Origin of the sequence: Streptomyces sp. NPDC006463 (genome assembly GCF_042870715.1) — a bacterium.
Classification (GTDB): domain Bacteria; phylum Actinomycetota; class Actinomycetes; order Streptomycetales; family Streptomycetaceae; genus Streptomyces.
On record NZ_JBIAHP010000003.1, the window covers coordinates 82,882 to 104,333 of the forward strand.

General features: G+C 71.7%; 23 protein-coding genes. 11 read left to right on the forward strand and 12 right to left on the reverse strand.

Going from position 1 to position 21,452, the window contains the following annotated elements:
- Positions 1–121: 121 nt before the first annotated feature.
- Genes bioD through bioB form a run of 3 tightly spaced genes read right to left on the reverse strand, consistent with a single transcriptional unit; the run spans position 122 to position 3,465 of the window.
- Positions 122–883, reverse strand: a complete 762-nt coding sequence (gene bioD, locus ACFYOB_RS07405; protein ID WP_388555835.1) for a dethiobiotin synthase — start codon at positions 881–883, stop codon at positions 122–124.
- A gap of 10 nt (positions 884–893) precedes the next feature.
- The gene (locus ACFYOB_RS07410) at positions 894–2,216 is read right to left on the reverse strand and encodes an adenosylmethionine--8-amino-7-oxononanoate transaminase (protein WP_388555838.1); all 1,323 of its coding nucleotides are present in this window, start codon (positions 2,214–2,216) and stop codon (positions 894–896) included.
- A complete protein-coding gene (gene bioB, locus ACFYOB_RS07415; protein WP_388555841.1) occupies positions 2,209–3,465 on the reverse strand; it encodes a biotin synthase BioB in 1,257 nt (418 codons plus the stop codon). The genes ACFYOB_RS07410 and bioB overlap by 8 nt, the downstream gene beginning before the upstream one ends.
- Before the next feature lie 156 nt (positions 3,466–3,621).
- On the opposite strand from bioB, the gene ACFYOB_RS07420 reads away from it, so the two are divergent.
- The gene (locus ACFYOB_RS07420; RefSeq protein ID WP_388555843.1) at positions 3,622–4,794 is read left to right on the forward strand and encodes an 8-amino-7-oxononanoate synthase; all 1,173 of its coding nucleotides are present in this window, start codon (positions 3,622–3,624) and stop codon (positions 4,792–4,794) included.
- A gap of 6 nt (positions 4,795–4,800) precedes the next feature.
- On the opposite strand, the gene ACFYOB_RS07425 is transcribed toward ACFYOB_RS07420, so the two are convergent.
- Complete coding sequence (locus ACFYOB_RS07425; RefSeq protein ID WP_388555845.1) at positions 4,801–5,022, reverse strand: DUF397 domain-containing protein; 222 nt, start codon at positions 5,020–5,022, stop codon at positions 4,801–4,803.
- 12 nt (positions 5,023–5,034) lie between these two features.
- A complete protein-coding gene (locus ACFYOB_RS07430; RefSeq protein WP_388555847.1) occupies positions 5,035–5,919 on the reverse strand; it encodes a helix-turn-helix domain-containing protein in 885 nt (294 codons plus the stop codon).
- Positions 5,920–6,116: 197 nt separating this feature from the next.
- Between ACFYOB_RS07430 and ACFYOB_RS07435 the strand changes: the two genes are divergently transcribed.
- From ACFYOB_RS07435 to ACFYOB_RS07470, 8 genes are all read left to right on the forward strand, one after another.
- On the forward strand, positions 6,117–6,566 hold the full coding sequence (locus ACFYOB_RS07435; RefSeq protein ID WP_388555849.1) for an ATP-binding protein: 450 nt from the start codon (positions 6,117–6,119) through the stop codon (positions 6,564–6,566).
- Between the two features lie 303 nt (positions 6,567–6,869).
- The gene (locus ACFYOB_RS07440) at positions 6,870–7,172 is read left to right on the forward strand and encodes an urease subunit gamma (RefSeq protein ID WP_388555851.1); all 303 of its coding nucleotides are present in this window, start codon (positions 6,870–6,872) and stop codon (positions 7,170–7,172) included.
- A gap of 14 nt (positions 7,173–7,186) precedes the next feature.
- Positions 7,187–7,498 carry an urease subunit beta gene (locus ACFYOB_RS07445; protein ID WP_388555854.1) on the forward strand — a complete coding sequence of 104 codons (312 nt, stop codon included), beginning with the start codon at positions 7,187–7,189 and terminating at the stop codon, positions 7,496–7,498.
- Positions 7,491–9,212 (forward strand): urease subunit alpha, encoded by a 1,722-nt coding sequence (locus ACFYOB_RS07450; protein WP_388555856.1) that lies wholly within the window; start codon positions 7,491–7,493, stop codon positions 9,210–9,212. Before ACFYOB_RS07445 ends, ACFYOB_RS07450 begins: the two co-directional genes overlap by 8 nt.
- Before the next feature lie 16 nt (positions 9,213–9,228).
- Positions 9,229–9,903 (forward strand): urease accessory protein UreF, encoded by a 675-nt coding sequence (locus ACFYOB_RS07455; RefSeq protein ID WP_388555857.1) that lies wholly within the window; start codon positions 9,229–9,231, stop codon positions 9,901–9,903.
- Positions 9,904–9,986: 83 nt separating this feature from the next.
- Complete coding sequence (gene ureG, locus ACFYOB_RS07460) at positions 9,987–10,682, forward strand: urease accessory protein UreG (RefSeq protein ID WP_388555859.1); 696 nt, start codon at positions 9,987–9,989, stop codon at positions 10,680–10,682.
- Positions 10,679–11,476: an urease accessory protein UreD gene (locus tag ACFYOB_RS07465; protein WP_388555861.1), complete on the forward strand. Its 798-nt coding sequence runs from the start codon at positions 10,679–10,681 to the stop codon at positions 11,474–11,476. Before ureG ends, ACFYOB_RS07465 begins: the two co-directional genes overlap by 4 nt.
- Positions 11,477–11,725: 249 nt before the next feature.
- The gene (locus ACFYOB_RS07470) at positions 11,726–13,324 is read left to right on the forward strand and encodes an alpha/beta hydrolase (protein WP_388556754.1); all 1,599 of its coding nucleotides are present in this window, start codon (positions 11,726–11,728) and stop codon (positions 13,322–13,324) included.
- 42 nt (positions 13,325–13,366) lie between these two features.
- Here the strand turns inward: ACFYOB_RS07470 and ACFYOB_RS07475 are convergent, their stop codons facing one another.
- The 6 genes from ACFYOB_RS07475 to ACFYOB_RS07500 all read right to left on the reverse strand — a co-directional run bounded on the left by ACFYOB_RS07475 (position 13,367) and on the right by ACFYOB_RS07500 (position 18,657).
- Positions 13,367–14,077, reverse strand: a complete 711-nt coding sequence (locus ACFYOB_RS07475; protein ID WP_388555863.1) for a lysophospholipid acyltransferase family protein — start codon at positions 14,075–14,077, stop codon at positions 13,367–13,369.
- A 131-nt stretch (positions 14,078–14,208) separates the two neighbouring features.
- On the reverse strand, positions 14,209–14,367 hold the full coding sequence (locus ACFYOB_RS07480) for a hypothetical protein (RefSeq protein ID WP_030660429.1): 159 nt from the start codon (positions 14,365–14,367) through the stop codon (positions 14,209–14,211).
- Positions 14,368–14,399: 32 nt separating this feature from the next.
- Entirely contained in the window at positions 14,400–15,356 is a 957-nt protein-coding gene (locus tag ACFYOB_RS07485) for a cytochrome c oxidase assembly protein (RefSeq protein WP_388555867.1), read from the reverse strand.
- 89 nt (positions 15,357–15,445) lie between these two features.
- The gene (locus ACFYOB_RS07490; RefSeq protein ID WP_388555870.1) at positions 15,446–16,471 is read right to left on the reverse strand and encodes a 6-phosphofructokinase; all 1,026 of its coding nucleotides are present in this window, start codon (positions 16,469–16,471) and stop codon (positions 15,446–15,448) included.
- Positions 16,472–16,661: 190 nt separating this feature from the next.
- Complete coding sequence (locus tag ACFYOB_RS07495; protein ID WP_388555872.1) at positions 16,662–17,390, reverse strand: type 1 glutamine amidotransferase; 729 nt, start codon at positions 17,388–17,390, stop codon at positions 16,662–16,664.
- 28 nt (positions 17,391–17,418) lie between these two features.
- Entirely contained in the window at positions 17,419–18,657 is a 1,239-nt protein-coding gene (locus ACFYOB_RS07500; RefSeq protein ID WP_326592547.1) for a MurT ligase domain-containing protein, read from the reverse strand.
- Positions 18,658–18,780: 123 nt separating this feature from the next.
- Between ACFYOB_RS07500 and def the strand changes: the two genes are divergently transcribed.
- The gene (gene def / locus ACFYOB_RS07505; protein WP_388555875.1) at positions 18,781–19,335 is read left to right on the forward strand and encodes a peptide deformylase; all 555 of its coding nucleotides are present in this window, start codon (positions 18,781–18,783) and stop codon (positions 19,333–19,335) included.
- A gap of 19 nt (positions 19,336–19,354) precedes the next feature.
- On the opposite strand, the gene ACFYOB_RS07510 is transcribed toward def, so the two are convergent.
- The gene (locus ACFYOB_RS07510) at positions 19,355–19,999 is read right to left on the reverse strand and encodes a TetR family transcriptional regulator (RefSeq protein ID WP_388555877.1); all 645 of its coding nucleotides are present in this window, start codon (positions 19,997–19,999) and stop codon (positions 19,355–19,357) included.
- Between the two features lie 206 nt (positions 20,000–20,205).
- On the opposite strand from ACFYOB_RS07510, the gene ACFYOB_RS07515 reads away from it, so the two are divergent.
- Complete coding sequence (locus tag ACFYOB_RS07515) at positions 20,206–21,435, forward strand: acyl-CoA dehydrogenase family protein (RefSeq protein WP_388555879.1); 1,230 nt, start codon at positions 20,206–20,208, stop codon at positions 21,433–21,435.
- Positions 21,436–21,452: the final 17 nt, after the last annotated feature.

The following is a 21,452-nucleotide window of genomic DNA, read 5'->3' on the forward strand; positions in this document are numbered from 1 at the left end:
GTTCGCTCGCGCTCACCCTTCAGATGTGGGCATGGGTGCGGGTGCCCGTGCCGGCTGCGGCGCCGCTGCCGGGGCTCCGCACCCGGCCCGTCCCCCGGACTCCGTCCGGGGGACGCCCAATTCACTCGCCGGCTGGGCCGGGTGGCGCGGCCGGGACGAAGGCCGACGGGGACCAGGTGGTCAGGAAGGGTTCCGGGGACCACGTGCCCGCGAGCGTGGGGGAGAGCCAGGTCGGAGCCGCGGTGCGGAAGTGGGGCGGGGGAAGGGTGCCCGAACCTGCCGGGACCGCGCCCAGCAGGGGGAGGCCCGAGGACTTCGGGAGGTCCGCCAGATTGCAGCGGGAGGCCAGGTCCGGGTCGGCCGGCCAGCTGCCGACCACCACGCCCAGCGCGGTCAGGCCCCGGGCCCGCAGGGCTTCCGCCGACAGGGTGGTGGAGTTGAGGGTGCCCAGTCCCGCCGGGGCGACGAGCAGGGTCGGGGCGCCGAGCAGGCCTGCCGCGTCGGCCAGGGTGTGGCCCTCCTCGTCGAATCGGACGAGCAGCCCGCCCGCGCCCTCCACCAGGACCAGGTCGTGGGAGAGGGCGAGCCGGTTCGCCGCCTCCGCGACGGCGGCCGGGGAGACCGTGGGCAGACCCGCGCGACGCGCGGCCGTGTCCGGGGCCAACGGCTCCGGATAGCGTGCCAGTTCCACCGCCGTGACGGAGGGGCCGGCCAGCCGGACCACCTCCGCGGCGTCCCCCGGTTCGGCCGTGCCCACGCCCGTCTGGGCGGGCTTGAGTACCGCCACAGAGCGGCCGGCCGCCACCGCGGCGGCCGCGATAGCCGCCGTGACGACGGTCTTGCCGATCTCCGTGCCCGTGCCGGACACGATCACTACGGACATGTAGGTCTTCTCAGCCTTCCTGCGCCGCCGCGACCACCGCGCGGCAGATCCGGGCCACATCGGTGTCGCCCGTGACGAACGGGGGCATCACGTAGATCAGGTCCCGGAAGGGCCGCACCCACACGCCCTCGCGCACCGCCGCCCTGGTGGCGGCCGCCACGTCGACCTCGTGGTCCAGCTGCACCACGCCGATCGCGCCGAGGACCCGTACGTCCCGCACGCCGTGCAGCCCGGACGCGGCCGCCAGGCCCTCGCGCAGGCCCGCCTCGATCCGCTTGACCTCGGTCGCCCAGTCCTGGCCGAGCAGCAGGTCGACCGAGGCCAGCGCCACGGCCGTCGCCAGGGGGTTGCCCATGAAGGTCGGCCCGTGCGCCAGCACCGGCACCTCGCCCTGGGAGATGCCGTCGGCGACCCGGGCCGTGCACAGGGTCGCCGCCAGCGTGAGGTAACCGCCCGTCAGTGACTTGCCCAGGCACAGGACGTCCGGGGTGATCCCCGCGTGGTCGGCGGCGAAGAGCGCTCCGGTGCGGCCGAAGCCCGTCGCGATCTCGTCCAGGATGAGGAGCACGCCGTACTCGTCGCACAACTCGCGCAGCACCCGCAGGTAGCCCGGGTTGTGGAAGCGCATGCCGCCCGCGCCCTGTACCACCGGCTCCACGATGACGGCGGCCAGCTCGTCGGCGTGCGCTGCGATCAGGGAGCGCAGGTGGTCGGCGTACGCCGGGTCCACCGGGGCGTCGAAGCCGCCGGGCGGCGCGTCCGCGAAGACCTGTCGCGGCAGGTGACCCTGCCACAGCTCGTGCATGCCGCCCTGGGGGTCGCAGACGGCCATGGGCTGCCAGGTGTCCCCGTGGTAGCCGCCGCGCCAGGTCAGCAGCCGGGTCTTGCCCGTCCGTCCCAGTGAACGCCAGTACTGCAGGCACATCTTGACCGCGACCTCGACGGACACCGAGCCCGAGTCGCAGAGGAAGACGTGCTCCAGTCCCGGCGGGGTGATCTCGACGAGCTTCGCGGCGAGCCGGACGGCGGGCTCATGGGTGAGCCCGCCGAACATCACGTGTGACATGCGGCCCAGCTGCGTGGTCGCGGCTTCGTTCAGCACCGGGTGGTTGTAGCCGTGGATCGCCGACCACCAGGAGGACATGCCGTCGACCAGCTCGTCGTGGCCCTCTCCCTGGGACGGGTCGGCCAGCCGCAGCCGTACCCCCGAGGCGGACGCGATGACCAGCGGGTCCTGCCGACCGGGCATCGGGCCGTACGGGTGCCAGACGTGCTGCCGGTCCAGCGCGAGCAGTTCCGCGCCGGACGACAGGGGGTCGATCTGATCAGGCATTGGGGGCGATGTCCGTCCCCGCGCCGCGGCGGCGCACCGCCACCAGGTCCGAGCGGACCTCACCGGCATCCGCCTGCGCCGCCACCGGCGCCGCCTGCGCGTGACCGGAGCAACCGCCGCAGGCCGAGCCGCAGCCGGCGTCCCCGGCGGGGTCGTCGGAACCGGCGGAACCGGCCGAGCCGCAGACCGAGGCGGCGCCGGAGTGCGAACCGCAGCCTCCGCCGGTGGCCGCGGCCGCGACGTCGGAGCGGTGCGCGGGCAGGGTCGACGTACCGGCGCCCTCCACCTCGAAACCGGCGTCCGCGATCATGTCGAGGTCGACCTGGCCGGCCTGGCCCTCACTGGTGAGGTAGTCGCCGAGGAAGATCGAGTTGACGATGTGCAGGGCCAGCGGCTGCATCGAGCGCAGGTGCACCTCGCGGCCGCCCGCGAGGCGGACCTCGACGTCGGGGCAGACGAAGCGCACCATCGCGAGGATCCGCAGGGCGCGCTGCGGGGTGAGGTTCCACTCCTTGGCGAGCGGGGTGCCCTCGAACGGGATCAGGAAGTTGACCGGCACCGAGTCCGAGTCCAGCTCGCGCAGCGAGTAGACGACGTCGACGAGGTCCTCGTCGCTCTCGCCCATGCCCGCGATCAGACCGGAGCAGGCCGACAGGCCGGCGGCGTGCGCCTTTTGTACCGTGTCGACCCGGTCCGCGTAGGTGTGGGTCTTGGTGATCTGCCCGTACGTGGCCTCGGAGGTGTTGAGGTTGTGGTTGTACGCGTCCGCGCCCGCGTCGCGCAGCCGCTCGGCCTGACCGTCGGAGAGCAGACCCAGGCAGGCGCAGACCTCGATGCCCTCGTTCTGCTCCTTGATCGCGGCGATCGTCTTGCCGACGCGGTCCACGTCCCGGTCCGTCGGTCCGCGGCCGCTCGCGACCAGGCAGACCCGCTTCGCGCCGCCCGCGACGCCGGCGGCCGCGGCCTGGGAGGCCTCCTCCGGCTTCAGCCACGTGTACTTGAGGATCTCGGCCTTGGAGCCCAGGCGCTGGGAACAGTAGGAGCAGTCCTCCGGGCACAGGCCCGACTTCAGGTTGACCAGGTAGTTCAGCTTCACCCGACGCCCGAACCACTGGCGGCGCACCTTGCCGGCCGCGGCCACCACGTCGAGCAGTTCGTCGTCGGAAGTCGCCAATACGGCGAGCGCTTCTTCGCGGGTCGGCAGCTCACGCCGCAGCCCCTTGTCCACCAGGGTGTTCAGCAGGTCCATGAATCCGATCCTGTCCCACACGACCACTCCCGGCCAAGGAGAGATCGCACAACATGGCCGGATGGGTGTGTGTGTATCACCACACCTGACACAGGAGTCACGGCAGCTAGGGTCGGGCAGGTCTGTGGACTGCCGACAAAACACGAGGACCTGCCGATGCCCCAGCACACTCCCGATCCCGTGGATGTCTTCTCCTGGATCGATGCCGCGGAGAGCGCCCGTGAACAGGCCGGACTGGTCCGTACGCTGCGCCCGCGACCGGAGTCGTCGCCGCTGCTGGACCTCGCGAGCAACGACTACCTCGGTCTGACCCGGCACCCCGAGACCATCCGGGGCGCACGGGACGCGGCCGGGCGATGGGGAGGCGGAGCCACCGGTTCCCGCCTCGTGACGGGCACGACCGAGCTTCACGCGGAGCTCGAGCGGGAGCTCGCCGCCTTCTGCGGATTCGAGGCCGCGCTCGTCCTCTCCTCCGGGTACGCGGCCAACCTCGCCGCGGTCACCGCGCTCAGCGACCGGGGCACGCTGGTCGTCTCCGACGCCGGGAACCACGCCTCGATCGTCGACGGCTGCCGCCTCTCGCGCGCCGAGACCGCCGTGATCCCGCACTCCGACCCGGACTCCGCGCGCAAGACGCTCGCCGTGCACGAGGGCCGGGCGCTGCTGGTCACCGACTCGGTGTTCTCCGTGGACGGGGACGCCGCACCGCTGGCCGGCTACGCCGCCGCCTGCCGGGAGGAGGGCGCGGCCCTGGTCGTGGACGACGCGCACGGCCTGGGCGTGCTGGGGGAGGGCGGCCGCGGCGCGCTGCACGCCGCCGGACTCGCGGGCGCGCCCGGTGTGGTCGCCACCCTCACCCTCTCGAAGTCGATGGGCAGCCAGGGCGGCGCCGTACTCGGCCCGGCCAAGGTGATCCGGCACCTGATCAACACGGCGCGGACCTTCATCTTCGACACCGGGCTGGCCCCGGCCGCCGCGGGCGCGGCTCTGGCCAGCCTGCGCCTGCTCCAGCGGGAACCGGAACGAGCCGCCCGCGCCCGCGAGGTGGCCGCCCAGCTGTACGAGCGGCTCACCGCGTCCGGCCTGACCGCGGCCCGGCCGGACGCGGCCGTGGTGTCGGTACGGGCCCCGTCGGCTTCGGCGGCACTGCGCTGGGCCGCCGACTGCCGCGAGGCGGGTCTGTCCGTGGGGTGCTTCCGGCCGCCGTCCGTGCCGGACGGTATCTCCCGGCTGCGGCTGACCGCACGGGCCGATCTCACGGGGGACGAGATCGACCGGGCTGTGGCGACGATCCTTGCGACCGCACCCGCCGGAGCCACGGACCGGTAGGCGGCGTTACGGGAGCAGGTCCGCCCGGACGGTGGCGAGGAAGCCGTCCCAGGCCGGCCCGGTGAAGAGCACGGCCGGGCCGTCCGTCCGCTTTGAGTCACGGACGGCCAGCAGGCCGCCATCGAGGGCGGCCGCTTCCACGCAGTTGTTCATTCCGGTACTGCGGCTGCTCCGCCGCCATTGCGCGCTGATCAGAAGTCCGCTGGTGGATAAGGGGGTTGCGGACACGGGGGTGCCTCCTTACGCGTCGTCAGCAAGTGAGCTGATGAGATCCGACGAGTCCTGGGGCGGGAGGGCGTGCGCCTGAATGGCACGGAACGCGGCGCTGTACGCCTCAAGGTCTTCCTTCCGCTCCAGATAGAGGCTACTCGTCAAATGGTCGAGTACCACCACATCCAGATCGGCGATGTTCGGAAATGAGAAGATGACGAACGGCCCGGTGAGGCCGAGATGACCCCCCACGCTGAACGGCAGCACCTGCAGCCGAACTTGAGGCAGCCGTCCCACCTGCACCAGGTGTCTCAGCTGCTCCGCCATCACCCCGGGCCCGCCGATCTGCCGACGCAGCACCGCCTCGTCCAGTACGGCGCTCAGCTCCAGCGGCGGATCGGCCCGTAGCACCGCCTGCCGTGCCAGCCGTACGTCGACCAGCGCGTCCACCTTCGGCTCCGGCAGCCCGCCCAGCGCGGCCCGCGTCACCGCCCGCGCGTACTCCGGTGTCTGCAACAGCCCGGGAACCACGGACAGTTCCACCGTGCGCGCCGCCCGGGCGCCCGCCTCCAGGCTGATGAAGTCCCGGTACTCCTGCGGCAGCAGCCCCCGGTAGTCGTGCCACCACTGGCGGCCCCGCCCGGTGTCGGTCCCGGGGCCTGGGCCGGCCGCCGAGGCCGACAGCGCCTCCAGCAGTGCGCGCTGCTCCGGGCTCACGAGCTCCCCGTAGGCGTCGAGGAGGAGGCGGATGTCCTCCGGCTTGACCCCGCTGCGCCCCGTCTCGATGCGGCTGATCTTCGACTGGTGCCATCCCACGATCCGGGCGGCCTCACCACTGGTGAGACCGGTCCGGTCGCGCAGGGCACGCAGTTCCTCGCCGAGCTTGCGCCGACGCACCGCGGGACCGTGCTGCATACCCGCCTCCTTCCACCGGCACAGCTCGCACCAGTCTGACGTCCAAATACGCTCTTCCGTAGCAGAGTTCACCGCATTGAGCGACAGATATATGCATATCTTGGGGGATCGGCGCAAACGGCGGCACGATGGGTGGCACTCTGGCGTCCAGCGCAGATCCGGGGCGGCTCGACCCCGGTGGGAAAGGGACCGTCGCCATGGCAGACCACCAGGAAGCATCCGTCACTCTGCCGAGCGATCCCGCCTCGGTCGCCACCGCCCGTCGCTACGTCGCGGAGGTGCTGGGCGAATGGGGACTGCCCGACGACACCGAGACCGCGGACAGCGTCCGGCTGATCGTCTCGGAGCTCGCCACCAACGCCGTACAGCACACTTTCGGCCAGTCGCCCACCTTCACCGTCGACGTCCGGCTGGAACGCGAGGAATGGCTGCGCATCGGCGTGACCGACAGCCACCCGCGCTGGCCCAAGCGGCTCCCGGCGGCGGTCCAGCAGGACAACGGCCGGGGCATGGTCATCATCCGCTGGCTCACCGCGGAAGCGGGCGGCCGGCTCTCGGTCACGCCCACCGAGGACGGGGGCAAGACGGTCTGGATCGCGCTGCCCTGGACGGTAGGGGCCCCGGCGGAGAGCGTCACGGGCTGCTGAGTTCCGCGCCCGCGCCAGCTGCCGTATACGGAATGAGGATCCGGGGGCCCGTGAGATGAACCGGGTGCCTTCCCGAAACGTGGGTTAACGCAACGGAAAAGCACGGCGCCTAGCGTGGCGCCACGTTCGTCCGCCAGGGATCGCCCATGATCCGGTAAAGCTGCGGTGGTCGGGACGGAAAGCCTTTCTCTGTGTTGGGCAAGACACGCTTGGCTCGGATATGCGCAGGTCAACAAAGTGTTGACGGCCAGTAGGGTCGCCCCGGCGCGCTGTTGATCTTGTCCCGGAAGCTTGGTGATACCTGTGCAACTGACACCGCATGAGCAGGAGAGACTGCTCATCCACGTGGCGGCCGACGTGGCCGAGAAGCGAAAAGCGCGAGGGGTGCGCCTCAACCACCCCGAGGCGATCGCCCTGATCACCTCGCACATCCTCGAAGGCGCCCGCGACGGGCGGACCGTGGCCGAGCTCATGGCCTCCGGTCGCACCGTGCTCGGCCGCGCGGACGTCATGGAGGGGATCCCCGAGATGATCCACGACGTCCAGGTCGAGGCCACCTTCCCGGACGGCACCAAACTCGTCACCGTCCACGACCCGATCGTCTGAAGGGGAGTGCCCGCATGATCCCCGGCGAAATCGCCTACGGGGACGGCCCGGTGCTCCTCAACGAGGGCCGCCCCGTCACCCGCCTCACCGTGCTCAACGCCGCCGACCGGCCCGTCCAGGTCGGCTCCCACTACCACTTCGCCGAGGCCAACCCCGGCCTCGACTTCGACCGCTGCGCCGCCCGCGGACTGCGGCTCAACATCGCCGCCGGCACCGCCGTGCGCTTCGAGCCGGGCATCCCGGTCGCGGTGGAGCTCGTACCGCTCGCGGGCTCGCGCACCGTACCGGGACTGCGCGGGGAGACCGGAGGGCCGCTCGATGGCTGAGCTCTCACGCCAGGTGTACGCCGACCTTTTCGGGCCGACGACGGGTGACCGGATCCGGCTGGCCGACACCGACCTCTTCGTCGAGATCGAGCAGGACCTCAGCGGCGGCCCCGGCCGGGCCGGCGACGAGGCCGTCTTCGGCGGCGGCAAGGTGATCCGCGAATCCATGGGACAGGCCCGCACCACCCGGGCCGAGGGCGCGCCCGACACCGTGATCACCGGGGTGGTCGTGCTCGATCACTGGGGCATCGTCAAGGCCGACGTCGGCATCCGCGACGGCCGGATCTGCGGCATCGGCAAGGCCGGCAACCCCGACACCATGGACGGGGTGGACCCGGCCCTCGTCATCGGCCCCGAGACCGAGATCATCGCGGGCAACGGGAAGATCGTCACGGCCGGCGCCATCGACGCCCACGTGCACTTCATCTCGCCGACCGTCATCGACGAGGCCCTGGCCTCCGGCATCACCACGCTGGTCGGCGGCGGTACCGGACCGGCCGAGGGCACCAAGGCCACCACCGTCACCCCCGGACCCTGGCACCTGGCCCGGATGTTCGCGGCGCTGGAGGCCTACCCCGTCAACATCGGCCTCCTCGGCAAGGGCAACACCATGTCCCGCGAGGCCATGCACTCCCAACTGCGCGGCGGCGCCCTCGGCTTCAAGATCCACGAGGACTGGGGATCCACCCCCGCCGTCATCGACGCCTGCCTGAGCGTCTGTGACGAGACCGGCGCCCAGGTCGCCATCCACACGGACACCCTCAACGAGGCCGGATTCGTCGGCGACACGCTCGCCGCCATCGCCGGTCGGACCATCCACTCGTACCACACCGAAGGCGCGGGCGGCGGTCACGCCCCCGACATCATCACCGTGGTCTCCGAGCCCAACATACTGCCCAGCTCCACCAACCCCACCCGGCCGCACACCGTCAACACCGTCGAGGAACACCTCGACATGCTGATGGTCTGCCACCACCTCAACCCGGCCGTCCCCGAGGACCTCGCCTTCGCCGAGTCCCGGATCCGGCCCTCGACCATCGCCGCCGAGGACGTCCTGCACGACCTCGGAGCCATCTCGATCATCTCCTCCGACTCCCAGGCCATGGGCCGGGTCGGCGAGGTCGTCCTGCGCACCTGGCAGACCGCCCACGTGATGAAGAAGCGACGCGGTTTCCTCCCCGGCGACGGACCCGCCGACAACCACCGCGCCCGTCGCTACGTCGCCAAGTACACGATCAACCCCGCCGTCGCCCAGGGGCTCGCCCGGGAGATCGGCTCCGTCGAGACCGGCAAACTCGCCGACCTGGTGCTGTGGAGCCCCGCCTTCTTCGGGGTCAAGCCCGAACTGGTCATCAAGGGCGGCCAGATCGCCTACGCGCAGATGGGCGACGCCAACGCTTCCATCCCGACCCCGCAGCCGGTGCTGCCCCGCCCGATGTTCGGCAGCCACGGCCGTGCGCCCGCCCTGAACTCGCTGAACTTCACCGCGCAGGCCGCGCTCGACGACGGACTGCCCGACCGGCTCGGCCTCGGCAAAGCCTTCGTGGCCATCGAGAACACCCGCAAGGTCGGCAAGGCGGACATGCGCAACAACGACGCCATGCCCCGGGTGGAGGTGGACGCCGACACCTTCACGGTCACCATCGACGGCGAGGCCGTGGAACCCGCGCCGGCGTCCGAACTGCCCATGGCGCAGAGATACTTCCTCTTCTGATGGGAGGTCTCTTCCGATGAGCCTCGCCGCGCTGCTCGTCCTCGCCGACGGCCGCTTCCCCGCCGGGGGCCACGCGCACTCCGGCGGGGCCGAGGCGGCCTGCAAGGCCGGCCGGATCCACGACGCCGCCACCCTGGAGGACTTCTGCCGGGGCCGGCTGCACACCGCCGGACTCACCGCCGCCGCGCTCGCCGCAGCCGCCGCCCTCGGGATCGATCCGGCGGAGCTCGACGCCGCTGCCGACGCACGAACCCCCTCGCCCGCCCTGCGCACCGCCGCACGGCGCCTGGGCCGCCAGCTGCTGCGGGCCGCCCGGGCCACGTGGCCCGGCCCCGAACTGGAGGCACTGGGGGCCGCGTTCCCGCGCGGCGCCCATCAGCCCGTCGTGCTAGGCCTCACCGCCCGGGCGGCCGGACTCGGGCCGTCCGACGCCGCGCAGGTGGCGGCGTACGAGGCCGTCGGCGGCCCCGCGACCGCGACCGTGCGGCTGCTGGGCCTCGACCCCTTCGAGGCGAGCGGGGTCCTGGCCCGCCTCGCCCCCGAACTCGACGCCGTCGCGGCCCGGGCGGCCGAAGCCGCCGGGCGGGCCCTCACAGAAGGCGTGGAAGCCCTGCCCGCGGCCTCCTCGCCCCTGCTGGAGATCGCGGCGGAAGCCCATGCCGACTGGCCGGTACGCCTCTTCGCCTCCTGAGCGCCCCGAACCGCCTGCCGAGTGCCCCGAACCGGCTCCTGAGCGCGCCCCGACCGGCCGCCAAGTCCCCCAAGGAGAACCCCATGCACCTCGACCACGGTGTCACCTACCCGCACCGCCACACCCACAGCGCCGAACCGGTCCGCCCCGACGGCACCCGGCGCGCCCTGCGCATCGGACTCGGCGGACCCGTCGGCTCCGGCAAGACCGCCACCGTCGCCGCCCTGTGCCGCGCGCTGCGCGCCGAACTGTCCATGGCCGTCGTCACCAACGACATCTACACGCGCGAGGACGCCGAGTTCCTGCTCCGCGAGGCCGTCCTGCCCCCCGAGCGGATCGCCGCCGTCGAGACCGGGGCCTGTCCGCACACCGCCATCCGCGACGACATCTCCGCCAACCTGGAGGCCGTCGAGGAACTGGAGGAGGCCTTCCGGCAGAGCGGCCCGCTCGACCTGATCCTCGTCGAGTCCGGCGGCGACAACCTCACCGCCACCTTCTCCCGGGGCCTGGTCGACGCCCAGATCTTCGTCATCGACGTGGCGGGGGGCGACGACATCCCGCGCAAGGGCGGCCCCGGCGTCACCACCGCCGACCTCCTCGTCGTCAACAAGACGGACCTCGCCCCCCACGTCGGCTCCGACCTCGGCCGGATGGCCCGCGACGCCGCCGCGCAGCGCGGCGAACTCCCCGTCGCCTTCCAGTCGCTGCGCAGTCCCGAGGGCGTGGCCCCGGTGGCCGCCTGGGTGCGCGAGCGGATCGCCGCCTGGGTCGTACGGTGACCGGCGCGCCTCCCGTCGCCCTTCCCCCGGCGGGCCTGCGGGCCACCGCCCGCATCCGCGCCGTCGCCGACGGGCGGGGCGGGACCGCGCTGCCGCTGCTCGCCGGGGATGGGCCGCTCGCCCTGCGCCGCACCCGGGGGACCGCCATCGAGGCAGGGGTCATGCTGGTCGGCGCCATGAGCGCCCCGCTGGGCGGGGACCACCTGACCGTCGAAGCCGCCGCCGGACCCGGAGCGCGCCTCGCCCTCGCCTCGGCGGCGGCGACCCTCGCGCTGCCCGGCCGGGGCGGCGAGCCCGCGCGGTACGACGTACACCTGACCCTGGAGGACGGCGCGTCGGTGCGGTGGCTGCCGGAGCCGCTGGTCTCCGTGCGCGGCAGCGACCTGCGCGTGCGCACGCGGGTCCAACTGGCGCCGACCGCACACCTGGTGCTGCGCGAGGAACAGGTCCTGGGACGCTACGGGGAGGCTCCGGGCCTGCTGCGCAGTCGGCTCACCGCCACCCGCGGTGGGCGCCCGCTCCTGGACCAGGAGCTCGCCTGCGGCCCCGGCGCGCCCGGCGGCTGGGACGGCCCGGCCGGACTCGCAGGGCACCGGGCCCTCGGCCAACTCCTGGTCGTCGACCCCGCCTTCGCCCAGGCCCCGCCCTCGGCCGCGGTGCTGGGGGAGTTCGCCGTGGTCACGCCGCTGGCCGGCCCGGCCGTCCTCGTGACGGCCATGGCCCCGGACGCGCTGCGGCTGCGGGAGCTGCTGGACGCGGCCGAACGTACCTACGGCCCGTCGCCGCAGGGGTAGTTCCGGGACGAAACAGACACCGCTCAGCGGTACTCACGTCTCCGGTTATCGGGTTGGCAAAGAAGTGGACCCCGCTCTGTTGCCCGGTGACGGTAAGGCGCAAGGATCCCCCTGCATGCCGACGACCGAAGACCGACCAATCCGGCCGCCCACGGCGGCGACTGACGCAGGGGGAACAACCACGTGATACGCAACGCGGCGCTGGGGAGCGCCGCCACACTGATCACCGGCACGCTGGCGGCGGGCCTGATGCTCGCGCCGTCCGCCTCGGCGGCCTCGGCCGGCCGTGACAACGGGGCCGCGGAGGCGGTGGGCGTCCAGATCGCCGCCGCCCGGGCCGCCCGCACCGGGATCGAGTGGAAGGACTGCCCCGCGGACTGGGGCTTCGAAAAGCCCATCCAGTGCGGCTGGGTGAAGGTCCCGCTCGATTACACCAAGCCGTTCGGCAAGACCATCGAGCTCGCCGTCGACCGCATCGGCAGCACGGGCACCAAGGAGGAGCGCCAGGGCGCGCTCATCTACAACCCCGGCGGCCCCGGCGGTTCCGGCATGCGCTTCCCGCGCCGGGTCACCACCAAGAGCCCGCTGTGGGTCAACGCCTCCAAGGCGTACGACTTCGTGGGCTTCGACCCCCGCGGTGTCGGCCACTCCGCGCCCATCTCCTGCATCGACCCGCAGGAGTTCGTCAAGGCGCCCAAGGCCGACCCGGTCCCGGACAGCGAGGCCGACAAGCGCGCCCAGCGCAAGCTCGCCGCCGAGTACGCGGACGGCTGCAAGGAGCGCAGCGGCGAGATGCTGCCGCACATGACCACGCCGAACACCGCGCGCGACCTCGACGTCATCCGCGCCGCCCTCGGCGAGCAGAAGCTGAACTTCCTCGGCGTCTCCTACGGCACCTACATCGGCGGGGTCTACGCGACCCTCTTCCCGACGCACGTGCGCCGCATGATCGTCGACAGCGTGGTCAACCCGGAGCAGGACAACATCTGGTACGAGGCCAACCTCGGCCAGGACGTCGCCTTCCAGACCCGCTGGAACGACTGGCAGGACTGGGTCGCCAAGAACGACGCGGTCTTCCACCTCGGCGACACCCGCGCCAAGGTGGAGGCCAAGTACCAGGAGCTGCGCGCCAAGGCCAAGGCCAACCCGATCGGCGGGGTCGTCGGCCCGGCCGAGCTCATCGGCTTCTTCCAGGGCGCCCCGTACTACGACTCCTCGTGGGTGCCCGTCGCCCAGACCTTCGCCGCCTGGGCGGCCGGTGACGAGCAGGCGCTCGTCGACGCCATCGCCCCGGACATGTCGGACACCAAGGGCAACGCGGCGTCCGAGAACGGCAACGCGGTCTACACCGCGGTCGAGTGCGCCGATGCCAAGTGGCCGACCAGCTGGGCCAAGTGGGACCGGGACAACTCCAAGCTGCACCAGAAGTACCCGTTCCTGACCTGGTCCAACGCGTGGATGAACCTGCCCTGCGCGACCTGGAAGTCCAAGCAGAGCAGCCCGATCGAGGTCGGTGCCAAGCGTGGTCTGGCGCCGGTGCTGATCGTCCAGTCCGAGCGTGACGCGGCCACGCCGTACGACGGTGCGGTCGAGCTGCACCGCCGCCTGGCCGGTTCGCGTCTCATCACCGAGCAGAACGCCGGCTCGCACGGCGTCACCAGCCTGGTGAACCCCTGCATCAACACGCGGGTCGACACCTACCTGCTGACCGGCAAGGTCGACGCCAAGGACGTGAAGTGCGCTCCGCACGCCACTCCGGTCGCCCCCGCCCCGGTCACCGCGAAGTCCCTCGACCACGGCGCGGGTGCCGAGTACCCGGCGCGCGAGGAGCTCCCGGCCGTCCGCTAGGACCCGTCCGCCAGGACCCGGGAAACATCAGCGGGAGAAGGCTCAGCGCGACCTGCGCCGGGCCTTCTTCCGTTCCTCCTCTTCCTCGGCCTTGACCTCGGCCGCGTACCGGTCGACGTACTCCTGGCCGGACAGTCCGAGGATCGCGTACATGATCTCGTCGGTGACGGCCCGCAGGACGGCGCGCTCGCCCTCCAGCCCCGCGTACCGGGAGAAGTCCATCGGCTCGCCGAAGCGGATCGTCACCCGCCGGATCTTCGGGATCCTCTGCCCGGGCGGCTGGATCTCGAACGTGCCGACCATCGCGCACGGTACGACGGGCACGCCGGCCCCCAGGGCCATCGCGGCCACGCCCACCTTGCCCTTGTACAGCCGTCCGTCGTGCGAGCGCGTGCCCTCCGGGTAGATGCCCAGCAGCTCGTCCTTGGCCAGCACCCCGAGCCCCTCGCGCAGGGCCGCCTGCCCCGCGTCCTTCCCGGAGCGGTCCACGGGGATCTGCCCGGCGCTGCGGAAGAACGCGGCGGTGAGCCGCCCCTTGAGCCCGGGGCCGGTGAAGTACTCGGCCTTCGCCAGGAAGGTGATCCGCCGCTTGAGGATCGCGGGCATCAGGAAATGGTCCGAGAAGGACAGGTGGTTGCCCGCGATGATCGCGGCCCCCTCCGCCGGGATGTTCTCCAGGCCTTCGATCCGCGGCCTGAACAGCAGCCTGAGCAGCGGACCGAGCAGTACGTGCTTGAGCAAGTGGTAGAACACCAGGCCGCTCCCGTCGATGTCCCGTTGTCACGGTCATCGTACGGACAGTCAGGGCGGGTCCGGCAGATCGGGGACCGCCTTGATCGCACACTGTCTTGATCGCATACGGTCTTGATCGAACACTGCCCCGGTCAAGAGCTGCGGGAGGCGGCCATCCCGGCGGTCAGCAGTCCCAGCACGACCCAGCCGAACCACAGCCAGCCGTTGCTGCCGAGGACCACGGAATACGTGGCGACGGCTACGAGGGCGGCGAAGGTCATCACGGCCATCGCCTTAACGGATCCGGTCATGCCCCATGGTGACGCGCGAAGGCGGTACTCCGCTACTGGCCACGCGCCCGGAGGGAGGCGAGATACGAGTTGTACGCCGCCAGCTCCTGGTCGCCGTTGCGGTCCTCGGCCCGGTCGGAGCGCTTCGCCGCCCGCTGCTCGGAGTGGTACCACTGGTAGACCAGGGCGATCAGCACCAGAACCGACGGGATCTCGCTGAAGGCCCAGGCGATGCCGCCGCCCCACTGCTGGTCGAGCAGCGCGTCGACGCCGAGGGAGGCCGGCGGGTTCTCGTACGTCTTGATCATCGGCTCGCTGGCCATCATCAGGGCGATGCCGAAGAAGGCGTGGAAGGGCATGCCGGCGAAGAGCTCCAGCATCCGCATTACGTAGCCGGGGCGGTGCGGGCCCGGGTCCACGCCCATGATCGGCCAGAAGAAGATCAGGCCGACGGCGAGGAAGTGCACCATCATCGAGATGTGTCCGGCCCTGGACCCCATCAGGAAGTCGAAGAGCGGAGTGAAGTACAGGCCGTAGAGGCTGGCGATGAACATGGGGATCGTGAAGGCCGGGTGGGTGATGATCCGCATGTAGCGGCTGTGCAGCAGCATCAGCAGCAGCTCGCGCGGCCCCTTGTGGCCGCGCGCGGCGGGCGGCAGCGCGCGCAGTGCCAGGGTCACCGGGGCGCCGAGGAGCAGCAGGATCGGGGTGATCATGCTGATCACCATGTGCTGGACCATGTGCACGCTAAACATGACCATGCCGTAGTCGTTCAGCTTGGTGCACATCACCACGACCACGGTCAGCACACCCGACGTGAAGGCGATGGTCCGGCCCAGCGGCCAGGCGTCCCCGCGCCCTCGCAGCCGCAGCACGCCCCACCCGTACAGGGCGAGCCCCAGCAGGGAGCCGAAGAGGAAGAAGGAGTCGAAGGAGAACTCCAGCCCGCGCCCGAGAGTGAACGGCGGCAGGTCCATGTTCATGTCCATGCCGTGCCCGCTGTGGTCCATCTGTTCACTCCCTTGACTGTGGCGCCCCACCACAGTAGTGCCGCCCCCGGTCGCATCTGCGCGCGGGGGCGGCACTAACGGGCATACGGTCACAGAACCGTCTGGGCCTCGTCGTAGCGCTCGGCCGGGACCGTCTTGAGCGTCGAGGTCGCCTCGGCGAGCGGCACCATCACGATGTCCGTGCCGCGCAGCGCCGTGAGCATGCCGAACTCGCCGCGGTGGGCTGCCTCCACGGCGTGCCAGCCGAAGCGGGTCGCGAGGACCCGGTCGTACGCGGTGGGCGTGCCGCCGCGCTGCACGTGGCCCAGGATCACCGGCCGGGCCTCCTTGCCCAGGCGCTGCTCCAGCTCCACCGCGAGCGTGTTGCCGATGCCGGCGAACCGCTCGTGTCCGTACATGTCGGTTCCGCCCTCCTCGAAGTCCATCGAGCCGGGGCGAGGCTTGGCGCCCTCGGCGACCACGACGATCGCGAACCGCTTGCCCGCGGAGAAGCGCTCGCCGACGATCGCCGTCAGCTCGTCGATGTCGAAGGGGCGTTCCGGAACGACGATCGCGTGCGCGCCGGCCGCCATGCCCGAGTGCAGGGCGATCCACCCGGTGTGGCGGCCCATGACCTCCACGACCATCACGCGCTGGTGGGACTCGGCGGTGGTCTTCAGCCGGTCCAGCGCCTCGGTGGCGACCCCGACGGCGGTGTCGAAGCCGAAGGTGACGTCGGTGGACGCGATGTCGTTGTCGATGGTCTTGGGGACACCGACGATCGGCAGACCGGCCTGCGAGAGCAGGTTCGCCGCCTTCAGGGTGCCCTCACCGCCGATCGGGATGATCGCGTCGAGACCGAGGTCCGCGACGTGGCCGCGGGCGCGCTCCACGCCGTCGCGCAGATGCGCGGGCTGGACCCGGGAAGAGCCGAGGATGGTGCCGCCGCGGGCGAGGATGCCGCCGACGGCGTCGAGGTCGAGCTTGCGGTAATCCGCCTCCAGGAGGCCCTTCCAGCCGTCGTGGAAGCCGATCACCTCGTCGCCGTGGTCGACGACGGCGCGGTGCACGACGGAGCGGATGACGGCATTGAGGCCGGGGCAGTCGCCACCGGAAGTGAGCACACCTATGCGCATGGCAGGAAAGACCTTTGCAACGTGGGCCGACGACCGGACCACGTCGTCCGGTTGGAACTACACGTCACCCTACAAGCGGAACGAGGGTCGCTGAACCATCCTCCACATGCTGGTCCCGTACGTGGTACGAACGCACGTCGGCCCGGTTCCCACCAGGGGAATCCGGGCCGAACGTCTGGTGCCGTGCCGCCTACGCGGGCTGCGTCGCCGTCGCGATGCGCTCGGCGCGCAGCGCCTCGTACCACCGGTCGTCTATGGCCGGCAGCGCGTTGACGTCGAGGGCCAGCTTCAGCAGCAGGTCCGCGATCTGCGGGTTGCGGGCCATCACGGGGCCGTGCATGTAGGTGCCGAACACCGTGTCGTTGTACGCGCCTTCGGTGCCGTCGCCGGTGCCGTTGCCGCGGCCCATGCTCACCCGGGCGAACGGCCGCGCCGTCGGGCCGAGGTGGGTGACGCCCTGGTGGTTCTCGAAGCCCGTCAGCTGCGGCAGGCCCAGGCGCGGGTCGATGTCGGCGAGGACGTCGCCGACGCACCGCTCGCCCTCACCGCGCACGGTGACGACGTCCAGCAGGCCCAGGCCCTCCTGGCGCTGGCCCATGTCGTTGACGAACTCCTTGCCGAGGATCTGGTACCCGGCGCAGACGGAGAAGACGATCGCCCCGTTCGAGACGGCCCGCTCCAGACCGCCGTCGCGCAGCAGGCGCTCGGCCGCCAGCCGCTGCGGCCGGTCCTCACCGCCGCCGATCAGGTAGATGTCGCCCGAAGTGGGGATCGGCTGGTCGCTGCGCACGTCCACGCGCTGGACGTCCAGGCCGCGCTGGCGCGCCCGGCGCTCCACCACGAGGGCGTTGCCCTGGTCTCCGTACGTGCTGAGCAGGTCCGGGTAGACCCACACCAGACGCAGGCTGTTGTCGCTCATGCTCTTGTCCTCTGCGGTTCTGACGGGGCTAGTTGCCGACGCGGCGGCGCACGTCCTGGAAGGCGGTGTAGTTCGCGATCAGCTCGATCTGTCCGGGCGGCGCGAGCTGCACGGCCTCGTCGAGGGTCTCGCACACCCGGAAGTCCAGGCCCGCGACCTCAAGGCGGACCGCGAGGTCCAGCTTGCGGTCACCGATCACGAAGATCGGGTGGCCGGCCAGGCGCGGGTAGTCCACGTCCCACAGCCAGGAGGTGTCGGTGCCGTCGGCGCCGCGCGCGTTCACCGAGAGGATCACCGGGGTGGGCGGCGGGTCGATCAGGGAAAACGTTTCGAGCCAGCCCGCCGGGTTCTTCGCGAGCAGCAGCCGCAGCTCACGGCCCTGGAAGTTCACGACGTCGTAGCGGCCGGCGACGGCCTGCACCTGGTACATCCGCTCCAGCGCGACCTGCGGCGGGACGCCGAAGACGGCGGCCACGGCGGCCGAGGTGGCGGCGTTGGCCTTGTTGGCGCGACCCGGCAGCTGCAGGTGGATCGGCCATGCCGAGCCGTGCGGGTCCAGGACGTGGTCGCCGGAGAGCACCCAGGTCGGCGTCGGGCGGCGGAAGCCGCACTCGCCGCAGAACCAGTCGTCGCCCGGGCGCTGCATGACACCGCCGCAGGAGGGGCACGACCAGGCGTCGTCCTTCCACTCCTGGCCGGCCGCGACCCACACCACGTTCTGGGAGGAGGAGGCGGACCAGACGATCAGCGGGTCGTCGCAGTTCGCGACGATGACCGCCTTGGAGCCCGACAGGCCCTCGCGCCACTTCTCCGCGAGCATGCGCGTCTCGGCGGCGCGGTCCAGCTGGTCGCGGGAGAGGTTCAGCAGGGCGATCACCTTGGGGGTGACGTCCCGGGCCACCCCGGCCAGGTACTTCTCGTCGACCTCGATGACGCCGTACTTGGCGTCCGAGCCGCCCGCCAGCGCCGAGGTGATGCCCGCCGGCATGTTCGCCCCGAGCGCGTTGGAGACGACCGGACCGCTGGCCCGCAGGGCCTCCGCGATCAGCCGGGTCGTCGTGGTCTTGCCGTTCGTCGCGGAGACGAGGACGACATCGAGATGCTGCGCGAGCGCTCCGAGGAGATCGGGGTCGAGCCTGAGTGCGACCTTGCCACCGATCACCGATCCGCTTCCGCGTCCCGCGGCCCGCGACACCGCCGCCGCGGCCTTGCCCGCCGTCACGGCCAGCTTGGCCCGCGGCGAAAGCGGCTCTGTGTTGCCTGCCATCGTCCCTTGTCCTCCTTGCGTCGGTCGGCCCCAGCCTATCCAGTACCTGCCGGGGCCTTGACCGCGGCGCCCCCACGCCACGGCAGATCTACTCATATATTCGCCCGTCGTAGGCTTACGGCCATGCGACAGCGCCCCATCCCCGGCACCACCGGCCTCGTCCGCACCATGAGCCTCCTGGGCGATCCGGTGCTCCATTCCGCTTGCGCGGAGGTCACCGAATTCGGTCCGGCCCTCGACCGGCTCATCGAGGACATGTTCGCGACGATGTACGCCGCCGAGGGCGTCGGCCTCGCCGCGAACCAGATCGGCGTCGGGCAGCGGGTGTTCGTCTACGACTGCCCCGACGACGAGGACGTCCGGCACGTCGGGCACATAGTCAACCCGCGCCTGGTGGCGGCCGACGGGGACGAGTTCCTCGGTCCCGAGGGCTGCCTCTCGCTGCCCGGGCTGGAGGCGGGTACCGCGCGCTTCGACCGCGCGGTCGTCGAAGGGGTCACCTCCGACGGGGCGCCGGTACGGATCGAGGGCACCGGATTCTTCGCGCGGTGCCTGCAGCACGAGTGCGACCACCTCGCGGGCACCGTCTACGCGGACCGGGTCACGGGCCTGCGCGCGCGCAGGCTCCGGCGCGCGATCCGCAAGACGCCGTGGGGCGCCGCGTCACCGCGCGGCTAGCCAGGTCGCCCGGCGCGGGTCAGAAGCCCGGGCCGTCCGCACGGTTGCCCGCCGTGCCCAGGCGGCCCCAGAGGAGGTCGGTGAGGCCCGCGACCAGTTCCGCGCGCTCGCAGGGGCGTTCGCCGAGCCACCAGTCGCCGGCCGCGTGCATCATGCCGACGATGCCGTGACCCCAGACGCGGGCCAGGCGTTCGCCGCCCGGGCCCAGGTCCACGCGCTCGCCGATCACCTTGGCCAGCTCCTCGCCGAGGCGGCGCAGCAGCGGGGCCGAGTGCAGGCCGACGTCGAAGCCCCGTTCGGCGCTCTGGGAGTCCTCGGCCGGGTGCATCAGGAAGCGGTAGACCTGCGGGCGGGCCTCGATGGCGGCGAGGTAGGTGTCGAGGGTGGCCTCCACCCGGCGGCGCCGCTCGGCGGGGGCGTCCAGCGCGGCCCGCAGCGAGTCGAGCAGGGCGTCGGTGTGCCGGACGGCGAGCGCCTGGTAGAGGCCCGCCTTGTCGCCGAAGTGCCGGTAGAGGATCGGCTTCGTGATGCCGGCCTCGGCCGCGATGGCGTTCATGGAGGCCTTGGGGCCGTCCCTGAGCACGACCCGGTCGGCGGCTTCGAGCAGCTCCCGGCGCCGTCGCTCGGCCCCTCCCGGCTCGCCTGCCTGCTGCGTGGTCTCCATGATGTGTTTTCTCTCCCCGCCCTTGCGATGTGCGTGACGCCCACGCAACGTAACACCCCGCACACCCGGTCGAACGAGGCGGCGGCGGCCTCCGCGGCGGCACGGCCCGCGCTTGACACTGCTTACTGACCGGTAACAGACTGTGGCCTCGTGTTGGTTACCGCTAGTAACCCACGTAGGGACCAGTACAGACAGGTGGAGGGGACATGGCGGAGTTCACCATGGAGCTCAACGACGACCAGAAGCAGGTGCGGGACTGGATCCACGGCTTCGCCGCCGACGTGATCCGGCCCGCGGCCGCGGAATGGGACGAGCGCGAAGAGACTCCCTGGCCCGTCATCCAGGAGGCCGCGAAGGTCGGCATCTACTCGCTGGACTTCTACGCCCAGCAGTTCTTCGACCCGACCGGCCTCGGCGTCCCGATGGCGATGGAGGAGCTCTTCTGGGGCGACGCGGGCATCGCCCTGTCGATCGTCGGCACCGGGCTCGCGGCCATCGGCGTCGTCGCCAACGGCACCGAGGAGCAGATCGGCACCTGGATCCCGCAGATGTACGGCGACCAGAACGACGTGAAGGTCGCCGCGTTCTGCTCCTCCGAGCCGGACGCGGGCTCCGACGTCGGCGCCATGCGCACCCGGGCCGTCTACGACCAGGCCAAGGACGAGTGGGTGCTCAACGGCACCAAGACCTGGGCGACCAACGGCGGCATAGCCAACGTCCACATCGTCGTCGCCGTCGTCGACCCGGAGCTCGGCACCAAGGGGCACGCCTCCTTCATCGTGCCGCCGGGCACCCCGGGCCTGTCCCAGGGCCAGAAGTTCAAGAAGCACGGCATCCGCGCCTCGCACACCGCCGAGGTGGTGCTGGAGGACGTACGGGTCCCCGGGTCCTGCCTGCTCGGCGGCAAGGACAAGCTGGACGAGCGGCTCGCCAGGGCCCACGAACGGGCGCGCAACGGGGGCGGCGAGCGCGTGAAGAACGCGGCCATGGCCACCTTCGAGGCGTCCCGTCCGGCGGTCGGCGCCATGGCGGTCGGCACGGCGCGGGCCGCGTACGAGGTCGCGCTCGACTACGCCAAGACGCGCACGCAGTTCGGCCGCCCGATCATCGACAACCAGGGTGTGGCCTTCCAGCTCGCCGACATGCGGACGCAGATCGACGCGGCCCGGCTGCTGGTGTGGCGGGCGTCCTGGATGGCGGTCGCGGGCCGGCCCTTCACCTCGGCCGAGGGCTCGATGTCCAAGCTCTACGCGAGCGAGGTCGCGAAGAAGGTGACCGCCCAGGCACTCCAGATCCTCGGCGGCAACGGTTACACCCGCGAGTACCCGGTGGAGCGCATGCACCGCGACAGCGCCATCTACACGATCTTCGAGGGGACCAGCGAGATCCAGCGGCTGGTGATCGCCCGGACGATCTCCGACATGCCGATCCGCTAGACCGCCGTGCCTCGCCG

What these genes read in the sequence shown, in the direction of transcription:
- bioD (WP_388555835.1), bottom strand. Translation starts at nt 883, where the DNA reads ATGTCCGTAGTGATCGTGTCCGGCACGGGCACGGAGATCGGCAAGACC.
- ACFYOB_RS07410 (WP_388555838.1), bottom strand. Translation starts at nt 2,216, where the DNA reads ATGCCTGATCAGATCGACCCCCTGTCGTCCGGCGCGGAACTGCTCGCG.
- bioB (WP_388555841.1), bottom strand. Translation starts at nt 3,465, where the DNA reads ATGGACCTGCTGAACACCCTGGTGGACAAGGGGCTGCGGCGTGAGCTG.
- ACFYOB_RS07420 (WP_388555843.1), top strand. Translation starts at nt 3,622, where the DNA reads ATGCCCCAGCACACTCCCGATCCCGTGGATGTCTTCTCCTGGATCGAT.
- ACFYOB_RS07430 (WP_388555847.1), bottom strand. Translation starts at nt 5,919, where the DNA reads ATGCAGCACGGTCCCGCGGTGCGTCGGCGCAAGCTCGGCGAGGAACTG.
- ACFYOB_RS07435 (WP_388555849.1), top strand. Translation starts at nt 6,117, where the DNA reads ATGGCAGACCACCAGGAAGCATCCGTCACTCTGCCGAGCGATCCCGCC.
- ACFYOB_RS07445 (WP_388555854.1), top strand. Translation starts at nt 7,187, where the DNA reads ATGATCCCCGGCGAAATCGCCTACGGGGACGGCCCGGTGCTCCTCAAC.
- ACFYOB_RS07450 (WP_388555856.1), top strand. Translation starts at nt 7,491, where the DNA reads ATGGCTGAGCTCTCACGCCAGGTGTACGCCGACCTTTTCGGGCCGACG.
- ACFYOB_RS07455 (WP_388555857.1), top strand. Translation starts at nt 9,229, where the DNA reads ATGAGCCTCGCCGCGCTGCTCGTCCTCGCCGACGGCCGCTTCCCCGCC.
- ureG (WP_388555859.1), top strand. Translation starts at nt 9,987, where the DNA reads ATGCACCTCGACCACGGTGTCACCTACCCGCACCGCCACACCCACAGC.
- ACFYOB_RS07470 (WP_388556754.1), top strand. Translation starts at nt 11,726, where the DNA reads ATGCTCGCGCCGTCCGCCTCGGCGGCCTCGGCCGGCCGTGACAACGGG.
- ACFYOB_RS07480 (WP_030660429.1), bottom strand. Translation starts at nt 14,367, where the DNA reads ATGACCGGATCCGTTAAGGCGATGGCCGTGATGACCTTCGCCGCCCTC.
- ACFYOB_RS07485 (WP_388555867.1), bottom strand. Translation starts at nt 15,356, where the DNA reads ATGGACCACAGCGGGCACGGCATGGACATGAACATGGACCTGCCGCCG.
- ACFYOB_RS07490 (WP_388555870.1), bottom strand. Translation starts at nt 16,471, where the DNA reads ATGCGCATAGGTGTGCTCACTTCCGGTGGCGACTGCCCCGGCCTCAAT.
- ACFYOB_RS07495 (WP_388555872.1), bottom strand. Translation starts at nt 17,390, where the DNA reads ATGAGCGACAACAGCCTGCGTCTGGTGTGGGTCTACCCGGACCTGCTC.
- ACFYOB_RS07500 (WP_326592547.1), bottom strand. Translation starts at nt 18,657, where the DNA reads ATGGCAGGCAACACAGAGCCGCTTTCGCCGCGGGCCAAGCTGGCCGTG.
- def (WP_388555875.1), top strand. Translation starts at nt 18,781, where the DNA reads ATGCGACAGCGCCCCATCCCCGGCACCACCGGCCTCGTCCGCACCATG.
- ACFYOB_RS07510 (WP_388555877.1), bottom strand. Translation starts at nt 19,999, where the DNA reads ATGGAGACCACGCAGCAGGCAGGCGAGCCGGGAGGGGCCGAGCGACGG.
- ACFYOB_RS07515 (WP_388555879.1), top strand. Translation starts at nt 20,206, where the DNA reads ATGGCGGAGTTCACCATGGAGCTCAACGACGACCAGAAGCAGGTGCGG.